The organism is Vibrio sp. J1-1 (genome assembly GCF_021728395.1).
GTDB lineage: Bacteria > Pseudomonadota > Gammaproteobacteria > Enterobacterales > Vibrionaceae > Vibrio.
In genome coordinates this window covers 428,074-452,682 of record NZ_JAKKCM010000004.1, presented here as the reverse complement: position 1 = coordinate 452,682, position 24,609 = coordinate 428,074, and the positions used below count along the sequence as shown (strand labels likewise).

Below are 24,609 nucleotides of genomic sequence, written 5' to 3'. Positions count from 1 at the left end.
CTCAGCTTGATAGCTGAGTTGTGTTAGTTGTCTATCTTTTATGCAACTCGATTCAAATTTCACTAAAAGTGTGACTTGAATCTATTTTTTGTGAAAGTGTGGTTATATTGCATTTTGATGGTGTGATTAATGTCACTATATATCCGCTTAAGGTTCGTTACAGTTCTTCTGTACCCAACCACAGATTAATGAGCTTATTGCCAAAAAATAAGCCACAATAAGGAGCGACTTATGTCTCAAGCTGTATTCCATCTCGGTGTTACTGAAGCTGATCTTAATGGTGCGACTCTAGCCATTATTCCTGGTGATCCTGCCCGCGTTCAAAAAATCGCAGAGCAAATGGAGAACCCAGTATTTCTTGCAAGCCAACGTGAATACACGCTATACCGTGCAGAGTTGGACGGTAAGCCTGTTGTGGTTTGTTCAACTGGTATCGGTGGCCCTTCGACTTCTATTGCGGTTGAAGAGTTAGCTCAGCTTGGCGTGCGTACTTTCCTACGCGTTGGTACCACTGGCGCTATCCAACCAAACGTAAACGTTGGTGACATGATTGTGACGACTGGTTCTGTTCGTCTAGATGGTGCGAGCCTGCACTTCGCGCCAATGGAGTTCCCTGCGGTTGCTGATTTTGATGTTGCAACAGCGATGAAAGCTGCTGTGGAAGAATCTGGTGCGACTGTCCATATGGGCGTAACAGCGTCAAGTGATACTTTCTACCCGGGTCAAGAGCGTTACGATACCTTCACTGGCCGTGTTGTTAAGCGTTTCCAAGGTTCAATGAAAGAGTGGCAAGACATGGGCGTTCTGAACTTTGAAATGGAGTCAGCGACACTACTAACCATGTGTGCAAGTTCTGGACTGAAAGCGGGTTGTGTTGCAGGTGTTATTATCAACCGTACACAGAAAGAGATCCCGGATCATTCTACTCTGAAAGAGACAGAAGCTCGCTCTATCAAAGTTGTCGTAGAAGCTGCGCGCAAAATGCTTTAATTCGTCTTTTATTGACGGAAGAGAACTGAAAAAGCCAGAGGGAAACCTCTGGCTTTTTGCTTATGGATGTACCAACAATGACAAAAAAAGCAGCGTTCTCGCTGCTTTTTGTTGATTAAACCTCGTCCGAGCCACCCGCAGCTTTAAACCACGCAGTAAGGTGCGTTTTCAGATCTTTTAGTTCATCAGGACCAATCAAAGCTAATCCCAGATCTTCGGCACGAGTAATGTCGTTATGACGCAGCGGACGGAAACTGACTAGCATGGCTCTCGCTTGCAAGCCGCCCAAAAGGTCGCGAAGTGATTCCAGTTTATACAGCGTATCATCGCCGTCATCACGCATACCCTTTGTTTTACACTCAATGATGTGAAGCTTGTTGTTTACCACTGTCGCCACATCAAGTTCATTACGAACTTCACTTTCTCCAAGCTTACGATAGACCTGTACGTTTAATGATCGGTCTTGAATCGTTGGCATAGTGTCTTGAATCTGCTTAATGGTACTGTTTACCAAGGTTTCTAGCCACTCTCCGTTAGAGAAGCGACGAGCATCTTCATTCGCGAACGTCAGAATACCGTTTTCGTAAGTAGCAATTTGCGCTTCGACAAGATCACTGAGCAACATGTTAAGCTCGCGATAGCCTTGTTGCTTTTCGGATAGCTCTACATCCAACTTCTGCTCTTTACGACATGTCGTTGCAAGGTAGTTGAGAGTGGCTAATCCAGGGCCAAGCTCAAGGGCGTTTGATGCCCAACGTTCACCCAACTCGTATAGCTTTTTATCAAGCAGAGGCGGAAGATCAAGATACTGAAACTCGCCTCGCGCACCGAAAATCGTTAGATAATCGGTAATCTTAATATGGTCTTCTACCTGAGTGTCTTCCTGGCCATCAGGGTAAAGCCAGCATAATTTGTCGCTGTTTGGCTCAACCACAAAAATTGGCCAGTGATAAGTGCGGAACACTTCATAAACAGACAGTAAACGATGTCGAAGGCCACAGCTGGCATTGAGTTTTACTTCTTCGCCGCGATCATGAAGATCCTTCGCTAATTTCTGAATCGATTGTTTAATTAACGTGGTATTGACTGCGGAAGGGAGCTCAAAGAATTCGGAGGTAATCTCTCGCTGCGTTAATACGGAACTCAGTCGGTTGTACATTTCTTTTTGGCTTGAGTCGCCGATGAAGACAATATGCGAACTTATTGTGCGATTATCCAACAGAGGGGTAATCAATCTCACTGGGTCTTGGTCAATAATACCAACATGAACAGCCATAGATTTTCCTTTTTATGCGGCCGCTCGAAAATAGATATGCAAGAGGGTGAGTCGACCATACTAACGATATGTAGACACGGCGGATAAAAAACAAGGGCGACATCATAAAAAGTCGCCCTTACACAGTTGGTTGAACCAGTTCCTTTAACTATGGCTATAGCGTAAAGCGGTGCACCAGCGCGTTTTGTTGATGTGCCAGATGGGTCAGTGACTCACTGGTTTGCGCGATGTTAGACATGGCTTGATAGCTTTCATCTGCAATATTGTTGATGTCTTCAATATTGCAAGCGATGTCAGCCGACGTTTTACTTTGCTCCGCTGCTGCTTGCGAAATATGGGTGCTCATTTGGCTAATCTCGATGATAAGTGCCTGAATTTCTTCCATCGAACTATTGGCTTTCGAAGCTTGTTCCACAGACTCTTCCATATCGTTCATACAGCTTTGAATGACGTGGTTGGCGGATTGGGAGCTCGACTGAAGGTTGCTTATCATCGATTCAATTTCTGTCGTTGATTCGGTCGTTCTGGAGGCAAGAACACGTACCTCATCCGCGACGACGGCAAAGCCTCGACCTTGATCGCCAGCGCGAGCGGCTTCGATGGCTGCATTTAGTGCTAGTAGGTTGGTTTGCTCGGCAATATTACGAATCACATCCAGAATTGAGCCAATTTGTGCGCTCATCTTCTGCAATTCAGAAACGGCACTGACAGATTCATGTAAACGCGTCTCCAGTTGATTAATGGTGCTTATATTACCGCTCATGATGTTGCGACCTTCTTCTGAAGCTGACTCAACGCGTTGTACCATTTCCAGCGAGCTTTGGGCATTTTGTGCCACCTCCTGAACGGAATGTGACATTTCAGTCATTGCTGTCGCGACATTGGCGGTCTGTTCACGTTGAGAATTCAATTGTCTCTGAGCGAGGGAAGAGGTTTGCTCGTTAGTGGCGGCCGTAGACGCTAAGTTTTCAGACGCATCATTTAACTTAACCAGGATGTTGTGTAGGTTATCAGCTAGCGAATTAATGTGGCCGCTTACCCGACTGAACTCATTTTTGTAACGAACATCTATGCGTTGCGTCATATCTCCTTCAGTAAGGCTCTCAAGCACGTTTAGGATCTTGGTGAGTGGTTCACGTACACTGTGAGAAATGTGATAGCCGATAGCAGCAGCAAACAGCACCACAACAACACCAATGAGCATGGCTTTTGTGACACCTGCCGAGTAGATCTCACCCGCGTCAGCAAGGGACTCATTTAACCTATCCGTCGCGGTTGTCGTAAACTGCTCAAGAATAGCCATGGTTGCGTCTACTTTACTTGTAAGGTTGGCTATGTTGGCATACAACGCTGATCGGGAGGTGAGGTAGCTATTGTGTTGATCCAGAACCCCACCACGTTTACCCACATCACGAGTGAACTGTTCTACGGAATCACCAAAGGCTTTTTCGAGTTCTGGCAATTGGGCCGCCAGCCCACGGAATGCATAGTTTAAGTGCGTTACCGCTTTGCGGTTTTTAGTGACGGCTTTCGTGACAAACTCAGAATCTGAGCTGGCTAAGGCATCTGAGGTGATCACTTCAGCGTCTTTGAGCTTGATGAAATAGCTTTTCGCTAGGACTTTCACTGAGATACTGGATTGATCGTCAACGTATTCTTTCAGCCCGAGAGATAGCTCAGTATTCAATTTTTGGAAGCGTCGAGAGGATTTCTGAACCGCTGCTTGAGCTGCGAACATGGCTTCGTAGTTGTCCATGGCTTCAATGGCCTCTGCAAAGTAGCTTTGTTCTAATGTTTTTAGCTCAGCAAATGGCTCTGTCAGAGAAGGGTAGATTTGACTCGCGGTTTGTAAGTTAGTCAAGGTGGCTTCGAAACGTTGTTGAGATTTGGCGAATTCCTGACGTATTTCGTCCATGCGTTGTTTGTTCTCAGTCGTCAGGAAGTCTTTGAAAGATTTATCCGCTGAAAGCATCTCAACACTGGTTTGGTTAGATAGCGAAACCAACGGTAAAGATGATTCAGACACGGTTTGAAACTTTCCATGAATGTCGTTCATCCCTCCCATCATAATGACAATTGTGACGGCGAATAGGATGATGATAAGTGCAAAACCAGCATACATCCGTTTAATTACTGAACCTCGCATACGTGAGCTTCCTCTCCCAAAAAAAATAGACAAAAAGGTTTCCAAATGACGTCAAAATGCTGGCTTCGTTGTGGCTTAGTCCATATCTGGTCAGTATCTGTAAGTGATTTGGAGATAATTTATAGTTGTCTTAAAAATGTAACAAAATTAACCAGATTGTATTGACTATGCGGCGCGCATTTTATGACGCAGGCTACAAAAAAAGGCTTTGTTTTAAACACCTTAATGAATAGTGTTAAGTGAACACTGTTTTTATTGAGCTCTGCTTAGGGTTGGCGCATACTAACGACGTTACACAACTTTATAAAATGGAGTACCCATGCCGGAAGAGACAATCTTTAGTAAAATTATTCGTAAGGAGATCCCAGCAGATGTCCTTTACCAAGATGATTTAGTGACGGCTTTCCGTGATATTAACCCGCGCGCGCCGAGCCATATCCTAATCATCCCCAATAAATTGATTCCGACAGTGAATGATGTCGAAGCTGAAGATGAAGCGATGATGGGACGACTATTTACCGTCGCGAGAAAGCTTGCAAAAGATGAAGGCATTGCTGAAGACGGTTATCGTTTGATCGTGAACTGTAACCCACATGGTGGTCAGGAAGTTTATCACATTCACATGCATCTGTTAGGCGGTCGCCCTTTAGGCCCAATGGTCGTGAGCTAATCTGCCTTTATTGGGTGGTGAATACGCCACCCAATTTATACTCTTTCTGAGCACACATTTGTGGAGATAAATGTGAAATTAGGTGTGAAGCTATTAGGGCTAGTCAGTTGGGCTCTTATGGCGACCGGCTGTGCTAATTTGTCTGCGGGTAATTTATTTAGCCACTACAGTGATCAAAGCCAAGACATGTATCAGGCAGTGGTTGCTGGAGAATATGCGAAAGCGAAGCAACTTCAGTCGAGTGATGTTGGTGGTGAGATACTTGGCAATTTCGAAAAAGGCAGACTCTCATTTCTCGCCCAAGACTATCCAACCAGCCTCAATGCGTTGGAAAAAAGCGATAGTGCTGTCCGTGCCCAACAAGAGCGTGCCACACTCTCACTGTCTGAGACTACTACGAGCGTAGGTGCTTTAGCCGTCAATGATAACCTCAAAGATTATCAACCTGCTGACTATGAGCTTGGCTTTCTGCACTTATATCTGGGACTCAATTATCTACAGAAAAATGACCTGGAAGGTGCGTTAGTTGAAGTCCGTCGTGCTAACCAAGTACAGGAAGCAGCCAGAAAAGCTCGTGCGGAAGCGTTGCTATCTGCAGAAAAGGACCTGAAAAATCAAGGCATGTCGGCTAATTTGGGCAGCGTACTGGCAAATTATCCCGATGCGGGGCAAAAACTCAGTGCGGTACAAAACGGATATCTGTTTTACCTTTCGGGCTTGTTGTATGAGGCGTCGCGAGACCTAAATAGTGCCTATGTGGATTACCGTCGAGCTCTGGCGGTAATGCCAGACAATAAACAAGTAATTGAAAGCACACTGTATGCCGCAAAGAATTTAGGCATGAGTGAAGATCTTCGCTTACTGGAAAAACGCTATGGTAAAGCGCCTTCTGGTCTGAGTAAGACACAAGGTCGTGTCATCATTTTTGACGAGCAAGGTGTGGTTGAAGCTCTGCAAGGTTGGCGCATTGATCTTCCCATTTACGATAGCCGAAAACAATGGGCGATCTATTCGCTAGCATTGCCTTATTATCCCAACCGAGGGTCGCAGAGGTTTAGTGATTTGAGCCTAAATGACACTAAACTTAATTCCAGTGCTTTGGCAGATATCAATGCAATGGCGCAAAACGATCTTAACGAACGTTTGATGACGATTGTTATTCGTCAGGCTATCCGAGTTTGGGCAAAAGATCGCATTCGTAAAGAAGCGGCCGCGAAAGGCGATGATGTTGGTAACCTTTTGTTTAACGTCTGGAACACATTAACCGAACAGCCGGATACTCGAAGCTGGCAAACGCTGCCTGCGCGAGTAAAAACCGCTTCTCAAATCGTGAAACCAGGAACACAACGTTTAAACTTGGGTGATCATGTCTATCAATTTGACGTGCCAGCGCAGCAAACGACATTAGTTTGGGTCTCACGTCAGGGGGCACATTCGACTGTGTGGCATAAACAACTGGGGAGATTGTAATGAGATCTTGGTTTATTGGCTTAGCGTTGATTGTAGGTTTGGCTGGGTGTGCAGACAACACTGCAGGTATCCGAATTGATGGTCAGACGCAGCAAATCTTTTTTAACGACAATGTGTTGGGAAGTCGATTACTGGTAGAAAACATTACGACTACTTATGTCGACGACCGACCAAGAGGTGTAGTTCAGCTTAATAGTAACTATCAAGCTGACCAACATATCCTCTACCGCTTTTACTGGTATGACAATAACGGCTTGGAAGTGAATACTAAACCGGGGCCATGGCGAAAAGCGAACGTGCGTGGATTTGAGTCAGTGACACTTTCTGAAGTGACCGTGAATCCAAATGGCACTCGATTCCGAGTACAAATTAGAGAAGCACAAGATAATTAAATTTTAGCTTGCGCCTTGAGTGCGTAGGTATTGAATAAACGAAGGAACTCTCATGAAAAAAAGTATTATTGCTCTTTTAGGTCTTGCCGTCATTTTGGGGGGGTGTGCTAACAAGGTCTCTTACGGTGATGCGCAAGAGACAGAAACCACCACCATTGATTTTGGTTCTACCGACCTGCAAACCATTGCCGCTGAAATGGTCGATAGCATGATGATGTCTGGCTCTGTAGCTGCAATTACTCGTGATCAGCGTCCTATTGTGTTTGTTGAGCGAATTAAAAATAAGACCAGTGAGCATATTGATACTGAGTCTATTACAGACACGATTTCAACTAAGATGCTGAATTCAGGTAAGTTCCGTTTTGTCGATATGGATCGTGTCGAGTCTGTTCGTCAGCAGCTAAACTTCCAGAATACTGATGAGTTAGTCAATCAAAGTACTGCCATCCAGTTTGGTAAAATGGTTGGTGCGCAATACATGCTTTACGGCAACCTTTCCAGCATTGTGAAGAGCGCAGGAAGTGACAAAGACGTTTACTACAAAATGACCATGCGACTAATGGATCTGGAAACAGGCTTGATCGAATGGGCGGATGAAACAGAAATCCGTAAAGCGCAATCGAAGAGCTTATTCGGTCTCTAACCGATAGTAATGGAGAAGTCATCAATGGCACTGTTCTCATGGCCGCAGGCTAAACAGCTGGATCCGACGCTTAATGCGCTTGATGGCTTCTTCATTGAACCTCCTGTGAAAGTTCAAACACTCACAGGAGGGCTGACAAACCGATGTTGGCGCATAGAAACGGCTGACGGGCTTGCTTACGTCTGGCGGCCTTTGAGTAAAGTGTGTCAGGCTTTTCTGATTTCTCGTCACAATGAATATCAGGTTCTAAGTGCCATTGCGTCTCTTGGAATTGGTCCCAAGCCAGTATTCATCCATGAACAAGGTCTTCTCGTTGAGTGGGTCGAAGGAGAAACACTCACTCATATTGGTATTGATTTGGACGAGTTACTTTCTCTAGCGGCGACTATTCACACCTTTCCATCCAAGGTTGTACCGGTTGTTCCGTTCTCTTATCTCTCCCGAATCGATCATTATTGGCTAGAATTAGGCGGTAGCTATATAGGGACAGAGTTTGAGGCTTTGTATCAAAAGTGGCGCGCTGAACCGAGCATAAAGCAACTGCCGCTGGCACTGTGTCACTTTGATTTAGGTTGCTACAACTTGGTTCGGGGCGATGAGGGAGTCAAAGCTATCGACTGGGAGTATGCCGGGCTCGCGGATCCGCGATTAGATTTGGCTCTGATACTGCAGATTGCCGATGTGTCTATCGACGATGGGGTCGAACGCTATTGCCGAATTCGTAATATTGAAGATGCCTCAGTCTGGTTGGAGGGCGTGAAAGCTTGGCAACCAAGAACATTGGTGATGGCGATGCTTTGGTACTTACTGGCTTATCAATTGTGGGGAGATGAACAATACTTAAGCAGTGCCAACGAGTTTAAAGGATTATTGTGTATTGACGATCACTGTTTTGATAACTCGTGACATATTCCCCTTTAAGAGTAAGGAAATAGTGTTAGTTTTAAGAAAAGTACCAGATATATACAGGGAGAGGTACAGATGATTATTTACTTGCACGGCTTTGATAGTACTAGCCCGGGTAACCACGAAAAAGTTCTTCAATTACAATTTATCGACGATGACGTTCGTTTTATTAATTACAGTACGCTTCATCCTAAACACGATATGCAGCATTTGCTAAAAGAGGTGTCGAAAGTTATTGATCAATCCGATGATCCAAATCCATTGATTTGTGGTGTTGGTCTCGGTGGCTATTGGTCAGAGCGAATTGGTTTTCTATGTGGTATCAAGCAGGTGATCTTCAACCCGAACCTGCATCCTGAGAAGAACATGGCAGGGCGTATTGATCGTCCTGAAGAGTACGAAGATATTGCCACTAAATGTGTCGATCAGTTCCGAGCGAAAAATCAGGGACATTGCCTGGTTATTTTGTCTAAAGAAGACGAAGTGAGAGATAACAAAGAAACCGCCGCTGAGCTAGAAAAGCATTACCCAATCATTTGGGATGATTCTCAAACACACAAGTTCAAGAAAATCTCTCATCATTTGCAAGCCGTGAAAGAATTTAAAAATACCTGATCTGGTTTACCTCATCCAGTTGCTAAACAAAAATGGCACTCCGCGGAGTGTTATTTTTTATCAAACCCTCCTAATTGATGATTTTCTGTCGCTCTGCCATTTGGACCTACGACTTAGCCAAATTTGTCTTTGTTTTAAACAATTATTGTGTTCTGCCTATTGTTTTACCGCTGAGGTTCTATGTGGCACGAGGATGGTGTTGTAGACTGGTCGATAAAGTAGACAAACCGTGTTCAGAGCAAGTATTTTGGTTGCCTTCAAAACATGGCTCTATATAATGAGCGGGATTAAAATTGTTTGACAAATATCAAAAAAATTATTGAGAGCAGGTAAAAACCTTGCCCATTTTCGTCTGAGCTTTAGCTATCAGACACAGCAAAAGATGCACGATAACTAATTGATAAAAATGAAGAAAAAGAAAAGCATCTATTTTAATCCCAAAAGCTTGAGACACCTCTAAGAACCAAGAATTCATCGGTTGGATGCATCTCATCAGCGTGACTGATCGTGAAGCATCGAGCTGAACCCATTTATTCATTTTTGTAGAGGAAAATCATTGTGACACGCATTATCGTTGTAGGCGGCGGTGCTGGTGGCCTGGAATTGGCAACTAAGCTTGGCCGTACACTTGGTCGAAAGAACCGTGCGCAAATTACGCTGGTAGACCGTAAAGCGAGCCACTTGTGGAAACCATTGCTACACGAAGTAGCAACCGGATCATTAGACGAGGGTGTCGATGCATTGAGCTACCGTGCTCATGCGAAAAATCATAGTTTCGACTTCCAAATGGGTAGCCTTCAAGGCATTGACCGTGAGCGTAAAGTCATCACGTTGAGTGAGCTTAAAGACGAGCATGGTGAACTGCTAATGCCAAGCCGTGAGCTGGAATATGACATTCTGGTGATGGCAATAGGCTCTACTTCAAACGACTTCAATACTCCTGGTGTTCGTGAAAACTGTATTTTCCTGGACAGCCCGGAACAAGCTCATCGATTCCGCAGCGAAATGAACAATGAGTTTCTTAAGCTCCACGCGAAAAATGGTAACGGTACCGTTGATATCGCGATTGTTGGTGCAGGTGCAACAGGCGTAGAGCTGTCAGCTGAGCTACATAATGCGATTAAAGAGCTTCGTGCATACGGCTTTGGTGACTTAGACTCGAGCAAGCTTAATGTAAACCTTATTGAAGCTGGCCCACGTATTCTACCTGCGCTTCCTTCTCGAATCTCTACTGCAGCACATCAAGAATTGACGAAACTTGGCGTAAATGTGCGTACCGCGACTATGGTGACAAAAGCTGAGAAAGACGGCTTGACGACCAAAGACGGTGAGAAGATCTCCGCTAAAATCATGGTTTGGGCGGCAGGTATTAAAGCGCCTGATTTCATCAAAGATATCGCTGGTCTGGAGACGAACCGAATCAACCAGTTAGTGGTGAAAAATACGCTACAAACCACGCGTGACGATAACATCTTCGTAATTGGTGACCTCGCTCAGTGTACTCAGGAAGACGGCTCGTTTGTTCCGCCACGAGCGCAAGCTGCGCACCAAATGGCAAGCCGAGCATTCAGCAACATTGTCGCGATGATTAATGGCCGCGAACTAAAAGACTATGTGTATAAAGATCATGGCTCTTTGGTTTCACTTAGCCAGTTCTCGACAGTAGGCAGCTTGATGGGCAACTTGACCAAAGGTTCAATGATGGTTGAGGGGCGTATCGCTCGTGTGGTGTATATTTCACTTTACCGCATGCACCAAATTGCGCTTCACGGCCTATTCAAAACGGGTTTGATGATGCTGGTTGGTCGTATCAACCGTGTATTACGTCCTAACTTGAAGTTGCATTAGAGTAAACTTCGCTTAGCGTAAGTAGAACGAGTTTAAAAAGAGAAGCCACCGTATGTCGGTGGCTTTTTGTTTTTCTGCTGATCCGTCCTAAACGTTACTTTAGATCTTCTGGTAGCAACGAATAAACAATGCCATCTTTTGGCTTGCCGTCAAAAATATAGCGGTTTCTCGCAATCGCCTCTTGGTGTGCACCAACGGATTCGATCAGTGCCTGACTGGCAGTATTATCCGGATCACAAACGATCTCGATTCGCGTCAGACTAAGTTTGGCGAAGCAGAATTCGGCTAATGCGCAAACTGCTTCTTGTGCGTACCCATGTCGCTGATAACGGTCGGCAATCCAATAGCCGATACTCGCCATGTTAAAGGTATGGTAGAGCTCATTAATGGCAACCATGCCAAGAAGGGCATTGCTCTCGCGATCATAAACACCAAAACCAAAGGCTTCTGTTTTCACCCAGTTTAAGCGGGTGGAAAGCAAAAAATCCTGTGCATATTTGAGTGACACGTTTTCACCACACCAGTCTAGCCAAGTATGCAGTGAAGGCGATTCCGCAAGCAGAGCATGCAGAGCGTTTGCATCATCGGCAGGAATAAGACGTAAAGCTAGACGCGGCGTGATGATTTCAAAATCGGGGCTCATGAATTGATATGACTCCCTTTCTGGTAGTTTTTTAGTTATAAAATAAAAGCGCAGCCTGAGCTGCGCTTTTATTATCTTTATGGTTTAGTTTACACGGCGTACCTGGATGATCATTCCCATTAAAGGGCTGTCCAGGTAATGTGTTTCGCTGCTTCGCATGCGGCGTTTTTGATCAAGTCGGTAAGTCTTAAGGAACTTCTCTTCCGTCACGGTTGGCGATACGTCTGCTAAGTTACCAACCTGAACATTTCCGTCAGCTTCACCCATTTCATCGGCAAGCTGCTCAACCGGCTTCGGCTCAAAACGAACTTGTCTGACACTTGGTTCACGCAAGTCCATAGTTGTTTCTGCAAACAAGTAATGTTGAACGTAAATCTGAATTTTTCCATCTAACTCGTACAACGGGCCATTTACGTTTGACTCACTGTAACCATCGCTTGCGAAGGTGGTTTGGCTACCATCGATAGGGCTGCCATCGGAATAATACGAGCCAGAAAAATCGCGCCCCGCCACAATGCGGAAGGTCGGTGCACTACCTTGTCCCTGATCACCTTGTCGCCAAGCTACATGCTTTAACACTCTAAATCCGGCGTGACTGTTCAGCGCAGCCTCTTGCGGGTTCAGGTGAAAAGAAGAGCTAGGCAGTAAGGACACACCTTTAGATGAGCGATAAGCGTCACTATCTAAACTACCGACATTAGTCATGTCGATTTTCGGCAGTTGGTCTGGCCAAGACTCGCTTGTGTTTTCCGCGTCGACGGTGCGCTTGAAAATGATCACTTCAATATCAAATTGACGTTGTGCCCAAGAGGGCATTGAGACACAAAGAAGTAATAACGGGATCAGTATTCTCATTCGACTATTAGCTCGTTGGTAATAAATTCTGTTTAAAATCATTCAGTAAGTCTTTAACAAACTGAACTCGCTTGCGTCGGTCAGTTAATGGTACGCTAAACTTGAACTTAGTTGGACCTTCCATCGCAAATTTTTGAGGCTGTGATTGCAGGAGTTTAACTAAATACGCTGGATTTATGTCAGCATCAGGGTAAAACTCTACAAATCCGCCTTTATCATGGGCTTCAACCTTTTTCGCTTTCAGACTACCTGCGGCAAATTTCAGTTCTGAGACAGCCAACAGATTTTTTGTTGCGTCAGGCAAAAGACCAAAGCGGTCAATCAATTCCACTTTCAATTCTGACAACTCATCGGCGTTGGTGACGCTCGCGATACGCTTATACATTGAAAGACGTGTATTTACATCGGGGATGTAATCATCCGGCAAGAGTGCAGGAATGCGCATTTCCACTTCGGTCTGCTCGCGCAGCAATTCATCCAGTGATGGCTCTTTCCCTTCTTTCAAGGCTTCAACCGCTTGTTCGAGCATCTCCATATACAGTGTAAAGCCAACTGATTGAATTTGCCCACTTTGTTCATCACCTAGAAGTTCACCGGCTCCTCGAATTTCTAAATCATGTGTTGCGAGCGTAAAGCCAGCGCCAAGATCTTCGAGAGAGGCAATGGCGTCAAGACGCTTGATGGCATCTTTGGTCATCGCTTTTGGATGCGGTGTTAGTAAATAAGCATAGGCTTGGTGGTGAGAACGACCAACACGGCCCCGTAGCTGATGCAGCTGAGCCAAACCAAGATTATCTGCGCGATCCATGATGATGGTATTCGCGGTTGGGACATCGATGCCTGTTTCAATGATCGTGGTACACACCAGTACATTAAAGCGCTGGTGATAGAAGTCGTTCATGATGCGTTCTAGCTCGCGCTCACGCATTTGCCCATGTGCCACAGTGATACGCGCTTCTGGAATCAGTTTTTGCAGGTCTTCGGCGGTCTTTTCGATGGTTTCGACCTGATTATGCAGGAAGTAAACCTGACCACCACGCATGATTTCACGCAGTACTGCTTCACGTACAACAGGCTCTTCACGCTGTCGGACAAAGGTTTTGATTGCTAAACGACGAGCAGGTGGAGTAGCGATGATGGACAGATCGCGCATTCCACTCATTGCCATATTGAGCGTTCGAGGGATCGGCGTTGCGGTGAGGGTCAGAATGTCGACATCCGCACGCATTGCTTTCACTTTCTCTTTTTGACGCACGCCAAAACGGTGTTCTTCGTCGACAATTAGCAGACCAAGATCTTTAAAACGAATATCGTTAGAAAGCAGTTTGTGCGTTCCCACGACGATATCGACTTTCCCTTCCGCTACGTCTTGCAAAATCACTTTCTGTTCTTTAGCCGATTTAAAGCGAGATAACACTTCTACTCGGATCGGTAAGTTGGCAAACCGGTCACGGAAGTTCTCAAAGTGTTGCTGGGCAAGTAGGGTAGTTGGTACCAGTACTGCGACTTGCTTGCTGTTGTCTGTCGCAACAAATGCTGCTCGCATCGCCACTTCGGTTTTACCAAAACCAACGTCACCACATACCAAGCGATCCATCGCTTTTGGTTGGCACATGTCAGACATAACGGCATTGATAGCCATTGCCTGGTCATCGGTTTCTTCGAATGGGAACGTTGCTTTGAATGTGGCGTACTGACCTCGATCCAGTTCGAACTTAAAGCCCGGTTTTAGTTCACGTTTGGCGTAAACATCCAGCAACTCTGCCGCTACGTCACGCACTTTCTCTGCGGCTTTACGGCGGGCTTTAACCCATGCTTCTCCGCCAAGTTTATGTAGAGGCGCACTCTCTTCTGCGCCACCAGAGTAACGACCAATCAGGTTCAGTGATGACACTGGCACGTACAACTTGGCTTCATTTTGATACTCAAGTGTTACGTATTCGGTCTTCATACCGCCTGCTTCAAGCGTTTGCAGGCCGATATAACGACCGATACCGTGGTCTATGTGAACGACTGGCTGACCCGGTTTTAGTTCAGCAAGGTGACGAATAACGGTGTCGCTGTTGACGGCTTTTTTATCTTTACGACGACGTTGTATGACGCGGTCACCAAGCAGGTCACTTTCGCAGATAAGCGCGAAGTTCTGCTCATCATGGATAAAACCATGCTCAGTCGCACCAAGAATCAAGCTAAATCGATCTTTAGAATCGAGAGCCTGGTAGAACGATTGGTGAACGACAGGGCGAACTTTAATGCCTTGTAAAAGCTCTGTGAGTGCTTCACGTCGACCTTCTGATTCGACAGAGAAGATGATTTTGCCAGTGAACTGTTCACTGAACTGACGCAGACGCGAAAGCGGTTCTTTGTTCTGCTGTTGAACGCCCAGTTCTGCTAATGACTGTACCGCCAGATTCTGACGACCAGCACGCTTGACGATTTTGTCCAGATGCAGCTGTGCTTGCGGAAGCTGTTTAAAGTGGGTGAAGAGTTCATCCTTCTTCAGCCACAGGTCGTGCGGTGCGAGCAGTGGGCGTAATGGATCGATTTTCTTCTGATCGTAACGGTACTCGACGTCAGTTAAGAAAGTTTCTACGGCGGCTTCAATGTCACCATAAGTGATCAGTTGCGAGTCTTCCGGCAAGTAGTCAAACAGGGTTTCTGTATGGTCAAAGAACAGGGGCTGCCAATATTCAATCCCTGCCGGCCACGTTCCTTTGGTAACCTGCATGTAAATCGATTCAGGCTCACGACGCGCTTCAAATTGAGTACGCCAGCGGGTACGAAACTCTTCAATCGCTTCTTTTGTGGTCGGGAACTCATGGGCGGGAAGCAACTGAATTTGTTTGATGTCTTCTATTGAGCGTTGGTTCTCTGGATCGAACGTACGGATGGTGTCAATCTCATCGTCGAAGAAATCGATACGGTACGGGTCATCACAACCCATAGGGAAGAGATCAAGAATGGAACCACGGCTTGCATACTCACCAGGGCCAAAAACCTGGTCTACGTGACGATAGCCAGAGTTTTCTAACTGAACACGCAGCTTTTCGAGTGAGAACTGATCGCCAGTTTTTACCATCAAGGAGTGCTGTAACAAGAAATCACGCGGAGATTGACGTTGCAATACAGTACTGACTGGCACAATGGTGATGCCGTTTTGTTGGGTCGGCAACTGATACAAGCGCGCAATCCGATCAGAAATGATTTCCTGATGCGGAGAAAAGTTATCGTATGGCAGAGTTTCCCAGTCAGGGAAAAGGCTGACAGGCTGATCGGTGAATTGTTCTATTTCAGCTTGCAGTTTTAAGGCGATTTGAGGATCGGGCACAACAAGTAGCGAATGGCTTGTATGTTGTTTTGCGAGTTCCGCAATTGCAAGCGGCAGAGCGGCGCCAGGTAAATTACCTAACTGTTTTTTATCGCCACGTTCAGATGGGTTGGTGACGGAAAGTATCGTTGCTTTTGTCATAGAAGTTATTTTTTATCTCGCTCCAGTGAGCGCTGACGTAAAAGTTTTTGTTGTTGGTATAAGGCGGCTTTGATCAGTAAGTCTTGATCGGCGTCTCTGAGCATTTTGTATTTCAGAGTGATGAGAAAGCCTTGTTCTGACGAAGCACACTCTACGACTTTAGCGTAGCAGTATATTGCTGCGGCCGGATTATCGAGGAACAGTTTCACACGCACTAGCTGATCGGTGTCTAATGCACTATTGGCATGGTAGCTTAGCTGGCTCGCACCAAATTGCGTGGTTTGATATCTGACAGACTCATCATCTTGCTGTGACAGCATAAAGCTTAGTAAAAGGTTTAGCTTGGTATTTTGTGTGTCGAGTAAGCTGATAACGTGCTTTAGGTCTTTATTTTTTAGTTCCGAGCGAGCGTTGTCAGCCAACATGTCTAATTGGCTGAACTCACAAGCGACAATGAAAGGTGCCGGAATTTCGGCAACAAAGGTTTCTTCATCTGGCAAAGCAAAATCGGTACCTAACGCTTCCACGTTGATGGTGATGCTGTGGTGAACGGTGAAATATTCTTGCTCTGTCATATCGTTGTCCTTTGGCCTGCGAGCGCTCTCTGATTGATTTGCAAAACAGAGAGTAAGGCACTGATTATCGCTAACTGAATGAACTTATCAAGTTTACTGGTTTTTTGGCTTGAACTTTTTGCTTTAAATGCGGACTTATTGCATGTCGTTGACAAATTTAGCGATTATCTTGTCTTTTTCACCAGAAGAGTAAGGTAAGATAGCCGTCAAAGTATATCAAAACAGCCGGTTGGTTTGTCTTATATGTATCATCCTATCTCATTATTTATTGGTTTTAGATATCTTCGGGGGCGCTCTGGAGATAGGTTTAGCCGATTTGTTTCCTATATGTCGACCGCAGGCATCACTATCGGTGTGATGGCGTTGGTGACCGTTCTGTCGGTAATGAATGGTTTCGAAGCGCAGCTTAAAGAACGTATTCTTGGTGTGCTTCCTCATGCAGTGATTTCTCAAAGCGATGGCAATACACCATTGACTGAAACGGCACCAGAGTTTATCCAAAATATTTCTAAAGTCGCGAAGCCTGAACCTGTCGTTCGTGGTGAAGCCGTCATTCAAAGCTCCGCACAACTGACAGCGGGGTATTTGATTGGGATTGAGCCTAAAAAGGGCGATCCAATTGCTAATCACTTAATCGCAGGTCGACTGTCTTCTCTAGACGCTGGAGAGTACCAAGTATTTTTGGGGCATAGTCTTGCCCGTTCTCTGAAAGTTTCTATCGGCGACAAAGTTCGCTTGATGGTGACAAACGCGACGCAATTTACACCGATTGGCCGTATTCCCAGCCAGCGTAACTTTACGGTTGCTGGCATTTTTAATACCGGTTCCGATGTTGACGGGCAGCTTATGATCGTCAATATGACAGATGCAGCCAAGTTGATGCGTTTACCGCGGGATACGGTTTCTGGCTGGCGCGTCTTTTTCTCAGACCCTTTTATGGTAACGGATTTCGCTGATAAGCCAATGCCTAAGGGATGGCAGTGGAGTGACTGGCGTGCACAACGTGGTGAACTTTTCCAGGCGGTGAAAATGGAAAAGAACATGATGGGCTTAATGCTGGGGCTGATCGTTGGTGTTGCAGCGTTTAATATTATCTCAGCGCTGATCATGGTGGTGATGGAAAAACAATCCGAAGTTGCCATTCTTAAAACTCAAGGTATGACGCAAACGCAAGTGATGGCTATCTTTATGGTCCAAGGTGCAAGCAGTGGTGTGATTGGCGCTATTGTGGGTGGTTTGGCTGGCGTGACGTTATCACTCAACTTAAATGCGATTCTTGAGGCGGCTGGTGTCGCGTTGTTCTCTTTTGGCGGGCATCTGCCAATTTTAATTGACTCGTTTCAGATTCTGTTAGTGGTGGTATTGGCAATTGCTCTGAGCCTGGCCGCGACTGTTTACCCTTCTTACCGAGCATCTTCTGTTAAACCTGCTGAGGCACTTCGCTATGAATAAGCTATTAGAATGTCGTGATATTCGTAAAGTATACCGAGAAGGTTCACTAGATACGGAAGTGCTTAAAGGTGTTAGCTTTGATATTGAGAAAGGTGAGCTGGTTTCTATTGTCGGTTCATCAGGTTCTGGGAAAAGCACTTTGCTACATATTCTCGGTGCGCTTGATGATGCGACGCACGGCGAGGTGGACTTCTTAGGCCAAAACCTGTCGGCACTGGGTTCAAATAAGCAAGCTGCATTGCGTAATAAGCACCTCGGTTTTGTGTACCAGTTCCATCACCTGTTAGCAGACTTCACTGCGTTGGAAAACGTGGCGATGCCGCTCTTGATTGGCGGAACCAAAGCCCCGGAAGCGAAAGCCGCAGCGCAGGCGCTACTAGAGAAAGTGGGGTTAGGTCATCGTATTGAGCACCGACCTTCAGAGTTATCTGGTGGTGAGCGTCAACGTGTAGCGATTGCGCGAGCATTGGTCAACAAGCCTGACTTGGTGCTGGCCGATGAGCCGACTGGTAACCTGGATCATAACACGGCGCTTGCTATCTATGATTTGATGCGTGAGCTAAACCAAGAATCGAACATTGCCTTTCTGGTCGTGACACACGATAAAGAACTGGCTGCAAAGATGGATCGTCAAATGCACATGCAAGATGGCTTGCTGGTGAATCGTTTGACGGCTCAAGCGTCTTTGGCGGAGGGATAATTTTGTTTTCATCTTTAGCATTGATGATCGGTGGTCGTTTTAGTCGCGCGAAAAAACGCAATAAGATGGTGTCATTTATCTCTCTCTCTTCGACCATTGGTATTGCGGTTGGCGTTGCGGTCATCATTATTGGCCTTTCTGCTATGAATGGTTTTGAGCGGGAGTTACAGTCGCGTGTTTTGTCGGTGATTCCACATGGTGAGTTAGAGGGGGTCGATGGCCCGTTACAGAACTACACCAAAACCATTAACCAAGCGCTGAAGCATAAAAATGTGGTTGCAGCTGCGCCCTATGTTCGTTTCACTGGGTTAACAGAGAAGGGCAGTAAACTCAAAGCGGTTGAAGTTCGCGGGGTGGAACCTTCATTTGAACAAGCCGTTTCCAACATGTCTGACTTTATCGACCCGCAAGCGTGGCAGAATTTCTACGCGGGTCAGCAGCAGGTAATTTTAGGCCGGGGTGTCGCGACTGAGCTGAATGTCGAAGTTGGTGACTATGTGACTTTGATGATTCCGCAAACTGGCACGGGGACTAAGGTTCAAGCACCAAAGCGTGTGCGTGTACAGGTTATCGGTTTCTTAACCTTGAATGGTCAGATTGATCACTCTCTTGCGTTAGTGCCATTAGCGGATGCGCAGCAATATGCGCGATTAGGGGATGGTGTTACTGGTGTTTCTCTGAAAACAAACGATGTCCTCAATGCACCGGAAATTGTGCGCGATGTGGGTGGCCTTATCGATGTGTACGTGTATCTGAGAAGCTGGCGGCAGCAGTTTGGGTTTCTTTACCGTGATATCCAGTTAGTACGGACTATCATGTATCTGGTGATGGTGCTGGTGATAGGCGTGGCCTGTTTCAACATCGTCTCGACCTTAATGATGGCGGTTAAAGACCGAGCGGCAGAAATTGCCATTCTTAGAACCATGGGCGCAAAAGACAGTCTGATTAAGCGAATATTTGTTTGGCAAGGCGTATTCTCTGGCGTATTGGGCAGTTTGGTAGGCAGCGTTATTGGTGTTTTAGTTGCGTTAAACCTGACGCCGCTTATCACTGGACTAGAGCACTTGATTGGACATCACTTCTTATCGGGTGACATTTATTTTGTTGATTTCTTACCATCACAACTGCATTGGCCGGATGTTGCTTTGGTATCGATTACGGCGATTGTCCTCAGCTTACTAGCGACTTGGTACCCAGCTTCTCGTGCTGCCAAGTTAAATCCAGCTGCGGTTTTGAGTGCTAAGTAAATATAAAGTAGGCAAAAAACAAAAAGGACCGAATTCGGTCCTTTTGTGTATTTACTATCAGGTTGTCATACTCGCGTGACATTGCTTTTCAGGTTGAGCGATATCTGACCCTCATCAGCTAATCGGAGTGCTGAATTTTTTACGCCGACGACTTATCTTATTTTACGTTTATTCCAGCTACGAGCTACTGAGTAGCGCCATACTCCGCGAATACCAAAATAGCCGATGATAGCTGAGACTACGCCACTTATCATACATCCGAGCAAGAATGGTGGTCCGATGGTATTCATTTGCTGCATGATAAATTCCCAAGATAACTCAAAGTGAAAGGGTTGTGGAGGAACATGCATGGCCCACGCGCCAATCTTGTATGCGAAGTAGAACAAAACCGGCATAGTAATTGGGTTACTAATCCAAACCAGAGCAACAGAAAGCGGTAAGTTGACACCCATTAAAATGGCTAAACCTGCCGCCATTATCATTTGGCTAGGAAGCGGTACAAACGCCATAAAAAGGCCAACGGCAAACGCGCCAGACGCAGAGCGACGGTTGAGACACCAAAGGTTCGGGTTATATAGGACATTGCCGAAGACTTTTAATGCTTTTTGACGTTTGATCAACTCGTGATCTGGCATGAAGCGTTTTATCAGCTTTCTAGGCATAGGACTGCATGACTCTCTCAGAAAAAAGTTGCACCTTGGCGTTATTTGTCGCAAGCGTTGTCTCGTCGGTATGGTGGCCGACAATGCCGGATTGGCGCTGGTTGCTGCTGGGAATAATTACCACTGGTTCAATAATTAAATTACGTCGTGGCTCAATTAGCATAGGCGTAATTTTGGGCTTAATGGTAGTCATCATCCACGGCAATGTATTGGAGTATCAGCGACAAGCCCTTTTTAATGTAGGGGAGAATAGTACCATAATTGGTAAAGTTGACAGCTCTTTTAATCAAATAAGTCATGGATATGAAGGTCTCGTGACGATAAAACAAGTTGGTGATCAAAGTCTGTTACCTTTTCTTAAACCTAAAGTCCGTTTTATCACCTCCTTTCCTATCCCCGTTAACAGTGAGTTTACGACCACGGCTCAGATAAAGCCCATTATTGGGCTACGTAATGAAGCTGGTTTCGACGCTGAAAAGCAGGCAATGGGGAAAGGTATTTTAGCCAGAGTCATTGTGACCAGCGACGCTCACTGGATTATTCGTAACAGAATCTCTGTACGTCAAACGATAATCAATCAGGTAAAGGGTGATATCTCCCATCTAGAGCACTTTCCGCTAATCAGTGCACTGGTATTTGCTGATAGAAGTTGGCTTTCTGGAGATGATTGGAAAGGACTGAGAGACAGCGGATTATTGCATTTGGTCTCTATCTCAGGGCTGCACATCGGAATGGCTTTTAGCTTTGGGTTTTTGCTCGGTGTAAGTGTTCGCTCCGTTATCCCGCGTTATCAAGCGGTGCCTTCAATCACAGGGTTAATAGTCGCGTTGTGTTATGCCTGGCTCGCTGATTTTTCATTGCCCACCACTCGCGCCGCGTCGGTTTGTGTCATCTATATTGTTCTAAACTATTTTTTGGTTCACTGGAGCACTTGGCGAGTGTTACTACTGGCGGTTGCGTTTCAGTTGCTTATTCAGCCTTTCGCATCTTTTAGTATGAGCTTCTGGCTGTCTTATCTCTCTGTAGGTATGGTGCTCTTAGTCATTAATTTTGTTCGGTTTAAGCACGGTAGCTGGCTAGGAAAATGGCGAGTCTTGTTTGTTACTCAGCTTGCCTTGAGTTTATTTGTCATACCTATCAGTGGTTATTTCTTTTCTGGTTTCAGCCTATTGGCCATCGCTTATAACCTTGCCTTTATCCCATGGTTTGGGTTTGTCGTCGTTCCTTTAATGTTTATCGCGTTATCTATTTCTTTATTTCTACCCGCATTCTCGCCACTAGTGTGGCAATTGATGGATTTTTCTTTGTGGCCTTTAAGTGAGTCTCTTCAGTATGCCATAGGTACGTGGCAGCCACTGTCGATAGAACTGACGTGGATGTTGTTCCTTTTGTGTGGTTGCTTGGTTTTGAAGCGGTTATTGTTAAAGCAGGGTTGGCTCGTGCTATGCGTTATGACCATCATCGTTACCGGGTTGAATGGGCGCAAAAGTACGAGTTGGAGAGTCGATGTTCTCGATGTTGGCCATGGGCTGGCTGTTCTTATTGAAAAAGATGGTAAAACTCTGCTTTATGACACTGGGAAATCCTGGCCGGAGGGCAGTGTGGCGGAGCAGGTAATTATACCCGTGCTACATCGTAGGGGATTTGGGGAGGTTGATACGTTGGTTCTTAGTCACTGGGATAATGACCATGCAGGAGGACGGCACGTGATTGAAACGCAACTCAATCCGACCAATAAACGCAGCAGCCAAGGTTTTGATGGTTATCAATCTTGTGTGAGCGGTGATAATTGGCAGTGGCAGCAACTCGATATCGAAGTGCTTTGGCCACCCAAAATTGTCACGCGAGCATACAACCCTCACTCGTGTGTTTTTAGACTCACAGACCACAATTCTGGTTTTTCCATGCTGTTCACGGGCGATATTGAGTCCATCAGTGAGTGGATACTTCTTCGAGAACCAGAAAAGTTACCTAGTGACGTGATGCTCGTTCCTCATCACGGTAGCAAAAGTTCCTCTAACCCCCTTTTTATTCATGCAGTCTCTCCGAGATTAGCGATAGCATCACTGGCGGAAAATAATCAGTGGGGAATGCCTGCCGAGAAGGTAGTGACCTCGTACCTCAAAGCCGGGACTTTGTGGCTTGATACCGGTGAGAGAGGACAAGTTACAATCCGAGTAACGAAAGATAAGTGGGATTTTACGACCAAACGTAGTGATACATTTGAGCCTTGGTATAGGCAGATGCTGCGTTAGGGGTTAGAATGAGAGTCTTAATGTAAGAAAATAAAGCACTTCTATGTCGATAAATACTGATGAAACGACCTGGCAGACGTTTAAGCGTCTGTGGCAATTTATTCGCCTTTATAAAGCTGGTCTTATCGTTGCTATCATTGCATTAGTCATTAATGCTGTCTCAGAAACCTATATGATCTCCTTACTAAAACCTTTACTTGATGAAGGTTTTGGTAGCGCAGAGTCTGACTTCCTGCGTACTCTTCCGTTGATAATTTTCGTCATGATGTTTATTCGTGGCACTAGTGGGTTTGTTTCCGATTATTGCTTGAGTTGGGTTTCTGGCAACGTCGTCATGCAAATACGACGCCTGGTATTTAACCACTTTATGCATATGCCAGTGTCTTACTTTGATAAAGAAAAGACGGGCAACCTGTTGTCTCGTATTACTTACGATTCAGAGCAAGTCTCAGCTGCAACGAGCCGTGCTTTAGTTAGCATTGTTCGGGAAGGGGCAAGTATTATTGGTCTGTTGACGTTGATGTTTTACAACAGTTGGCAGCTTTCACTGGTTCTTTTTGCGGTTGCGCCTGTTGTTGCATGGGGAATTGGCGTTGTATCTAAGCGCTTTAGAAAAATTTCTAAAAATATGCAAACCATGATGGGTAATGTGACAGCTTCAGCAGAACAAATGCTGAAGGGACACAAAGTGGTATTGAGCTACGGTGGTCAGGATATCGAACGTCAACGATTCGAAAAAGTGAGCAACCAGATGCGTCAGCAAAGCATGAAATTGGTGACAGCTCAGGCTGCTGCTAACCCAATCATCCAGATGATTGCATCTGTCGCTATTGTCGCGGTTCTGTTTCTGGCAAGCATTGACTCAATTAAAGAGCAACTGACTCCGGGTACGTTTACCGTGGTATTTTCGGCGATGTTTGGCCTGATGCGCCCACTTAAAGCGTTGACTAACGTGACCTCTCAGTTCCAACGAGGAATGGCAGCGAGCCAAACTTTGTTTGCTCTTATCGATCTTGAACCTGAGAAGAATGAGGGTAAGCATAAGGTCGAGCGTGCGAATGGTGATATTTCTGTAAAAGACATCACCTTCACCTACGAAGGTTCAGAGAAGCCAGCACTTGAACATGTTAGCTTTGATATTCCTCGGGGCAAGACCGTCGCTCTGGTCGGTCGTTCGGGCTCTGGTAAGAGTACCATCGCAAACTTGTTCAATCGTTTTTACGATGTGGACAGTGGTGCGATTGAACTGGACGGTCACGACATCCGCGAATACGAACTAAAAAACCTGCGTGAGCAATTCGCTTTGGTTTCTCAGAATGTTCACTTATTCAACGATACGATTGCGAATAACATCGCCTATGCGACCGAAGATAATTTTCAGCGCAGTGATATTGAGAGAGCGGCTGAGCTCGCACATGCGATGGAGTTTGTCCGCAAAATGGACAACGGCCTCGATACTATGATCGGCGAAAATGGCGCGAGTCTTTCAGGTGGTCAGCGTCAGCGTATTGCTATTGCACGCGCGCTGCTACGTGATGCACCTGTATTGATTTTGGATGAGGCGACTTCGGCATTGGATACCGAGTCGGAGCGCGCGATTCAGGCTGCATTAGATGAGCTGCAAAAAGATAAAACAGTGTTGGTGATTGCTCACCGACTATCGACGATTGAAAAAGCCGATGAAATCCTAGTCGTTGATGATGGCGCGATTGTCGAGCGTGGTACTCATGCTGATCTGATTTTAAAAGACGGCGCGTATGCTCAATTGCACCGAATCCAGTTTGGCGGTTAAGCT

At 45.8% G+C, this 24,609-nt stretch carries 20 protein-coding genes; 13 read left to right on the top strand and 7 right to left on the bottom strand.

Annotation, left to right across the window (positions count from 1 at the left end):
- The first annotated feature begins 231 nt into the window (after positions 1-231).
- Complete coding sequence (gene udp, locus L3V31_RS09190) at positions 232-990, top strand: uridine phosphorylase (RefSeq protein WP_014231269.1); 759 nt, start codon at positions 232-234, stop codon at positions 988-990.
- Positions 991-1,105: 115 nt separating this feature from the next.
- On the opposite strand, the gene L3V31_RS09185 is transcribed toward udp, so the two are convergent.
- Together L3V31_RS09185 and L3V31_RS09180 are read right to left on the bottom strand one after the other, a co-directional pair.
- On the bottom strand, positions 1,106-2,266 hold the full coding sequence (locus L3V31_RS09185; RefSeq protein WP_237315771.1) for a DUF1887 family protein: 1,161 nt from the start codon (positions 2,264-2,266) through the stop codon (positions 1,106-1,108).
- Positions 2,267-2,420: 154 nt separating this feature from the next.
- Positions 2,421-4,412: a methyl-accepting chemotaxis protein gene (locus L3V31_RS09180; RefSeq protein WP_237315770.1), complete on the bottom strand. Its 1,992-nt coding sequence runs from the start codon at positions 4,410-4,412 to the stop codon at positions 2,421-2,423.
- Positions 4,413-4,731: 319 nt separating this feature from the next.
- Between L3V31_RS09180 and hinT the strand changes: the two genes are divergently transcribed.
- From hinT to L3V31_RS09145, 7 genes are all read left to right on the top strand, one after another.
- Positions 4,732-5,082, top strand: coding sequence for a purine nucleoside phosphoramidase (gene hinT / locus L3V31_RS09175; protein ID WP_020332840.1), 351 nt, complete (start codon positions 4,732-4,734; stop codon positions 5,080-5,082).
- A 72-nt stretch (positions 5,083-5,154) separates the two neighbouring features.
- The gene (locus L3V31_RS09170) at positions 5,155-6,552 is read left to right on the top strand and encodes a hypothetical protein (RefSeq protein ID WP_237315769.1); all 1,398 of its coding nucleotides are present in this window, start codon (positions 5,155-5,157) and stop codon (positions 6,550-6,552) included.
- On the top strand, positions 6,552-6,944 hold the full coding sequence (locus L3V31_RS09165; protein WP_237315768.1) for a YcfL family protein: 393 nt from the start codon (positions 6,552-6,554) through the stop codon (positions 6,942-6,944). Before L3V31_RS09170 ends, L3V31_RS09165 begins: the two co-directional genes overlap by 1 nt.
- Positions 6,945-6,996: 52 nt before the next feature.
- The gene (gene lpoB, locus L3V31_RS09160; RefSeq protein ID WP_237315767.1) at positions 6,997-7,587 is read left to right on the top strand and encodes a penicillin-binding protein activator LpoB; all 591 of its coding nucleotides are present in this window, start codon (positions 6,997-6,999) and stop codon (positions 7,585-7,587) included.
- Between the two features lie 24 nt (positions 7,588-7,611).
- The gene (gene thiK, locus L3V31_RS09155; protein ID WP_237315766.1) at positions 7,612-8,493 is read left to right on the top strand and encodes a thiamine kinase; all 882 of its coding nucleotides are present in this window, start codon (positions 7,612-7,614) and stop codon (positions 8,491-8,493) included.
- A 75-nt stretch (positions 8,494-8,568) separates the two neighbouring features.
- The gene (ycfP, locus tag L3V31_RS09150) at positions 8,569-9,108 is read left to right on the top strand and encodes an alpha/beta hydrolase YcfP (RefSeq protein ID WP_237315765.1); all 540 of its coding nucleotides are present in this window, start codon (positions 8,569-8,571) and stop codon (positions 9,106-9,108) included.
- 558 nt (positions 9,109-9,666) lie between these two features.
- Positions 9,667-10,956 carry an NAD(P)/FAD-dependent oxidoreductase gene (locus tag L3V31_RS09145; RefSeq protein ID WP_237315764.1) on the top strand — a complete coding sequence of 430 codons (1,290 nt, stop codon included), beginning with the start codon at positions 9,667-9,669 and terminating at the stop codon, positions 10,954-10,956.
- Between the two features lie 94 nt (positions 10,957-11,050).
- Here L3V31_RS09145 and L3V31_RS09140 read toward each other — a convergent pair whose 3' ends face one another.
- The 4 genes from L3V31_RS09140 to L3V31_RS09125 all read right to left on the bottom strand — a co-directional run bounded on the left by L3V31_RS09140 (position 11,051) and on the right by L3V31_RS09125 (position 16,498).
- Positions 11,051-11,599 (bottom strand): GNAT family protein, encoded by a 549-nt coding sequence (locus L3V31_RS09140; protein ID WP_237315763.1) that lies wholly within the window; start codon positions 11,597-11,599, stop codon positions 11,051-11,053.
- 84 nt (positions 11,600-11,683) lie between these two features.
- Positions 11,684-12,454 (bottom strand): peptidoglycan binding protein CsiV, encoded by a 771-nt coding sequence (locus tag L3V31_RS09135; protein WP_237315762.1) that lies wholly within the window; start codon positions 12,452-12,454, stop codon positions 11,684-11,686.
- 7 nt (positions 12,455-12,461) lie between these two features.
- A complete protein-coding gene (gene mfd / locus L3V31_RS09130; protein WP_237315761.1) occupies positions 12,462-15,923 on the bottom strand; it encodes a transcription-repair coupling factor in 3,462 nt (1,153 codons plus the stop codon).
- Between the two features lie 5 nt (positions 15,924-15,928).
- A complete protein-coding gene (locus L3V31_RS09125) occupies positions 15,929-16,498 on the bottom strand; it encodes a PilZ domain-containing protein (protein ID WP_237315760.1) in 570 nt (189 codons plus the stop codon).
- A 243-nt stretch (positions 16,499-16,741) separates the two neighbouring features.
- Between L3V31_RS09125 and lolC the strand changes: the two genes are divergently transcribed.
- The 3 genes from lolC to lolE are packed head-to-tail and all read left to right on the top strand — an operon-like array spanning position 16,742 to position 19,897.
- Positions 16,742-17,950, top strand: a complete 1,209-nt coding sequence (lolC, locus tag L3V31_RS09120) for a lipoprotein-releasing ABC transporter permease subunit LolC (protein ID WP_237315759.1) — start codon at positions 16,742-16,744, stop codon at positions 17,948-17,950.
- On the top strand, positions 17,943-18,650 hold the full coding sequence (lolD, locus tag L3V31_RS09115; protein WP_237315758.1) for a lipoprotein-releasing ABC transporter ATP-binding protein LolD: 708 nt from the start codon (positions 17,943-17,945) through the stop codon (positions 18,648-18,650). Before lolC ends, lolD begins: the two co-directional genes overlap by 8 nt.
- A gap of 2 nt (positions 18,651-18,652) precedes the next feature.
- Positions 18,653-19,897 (top strand): lipoprotein-releasing ABC transporter permease subunit LolE, encoded by a 1,245-nt coding sequence (gene lolE / locus L3V31_RS09110; protein WP_237315757.1) that lies wholly within the window; start codon positions 18,653-18,655, stop codon positions 19,895-19,897.
- Between the two features lie 152 nt (positions 19,898-20,049).
- Here the strand turns inward: lolE and L3V31_RS09105 are convergent, their stop codons facing one another.
- Complete coding sequence (locus tag L3V31_RS09105) at positions 20,050-20,559, bottom strand: DUF2062 domain-containing protein (protein ID WP_237315756.1); 510 nt, start codon at positions 20,557-20,559, stop codon at positions 20,050-20,052.
- An 8-nt stretch (positions 20,560-20,567) separates the two neighbouring features.
- Here L3V31_RS09105 and L3V31_RS09100 point away from each other — a divergent pair, with 8 nt between their 5' ends.
- Entirely contained in the window at positions 20,568-22,814 is a 2,247-nt protein-coding gene (locus tag L3V31_RS09100; RefSeq protein ID WP_237315755.1) for a DNA internalization-related competence protein ComEC/Rec2, read from the top strand.
- Positions 22,815-22,857: 43 nt separating this feature from the next.
- A complete protein-coding gene (gene msbA, locus L3V31_RS09095; RefSeq protein ID WP_237315754.1) occupies positions 22,858-24,606 on the top strand; it encodes a lipid A ABC transporter ATP-binding protein/permease MsbA in 1,749 nt (582 codons plus the stop codon).
- Positions 24,607-24,609: the final 3 nt, after the last annotated feature.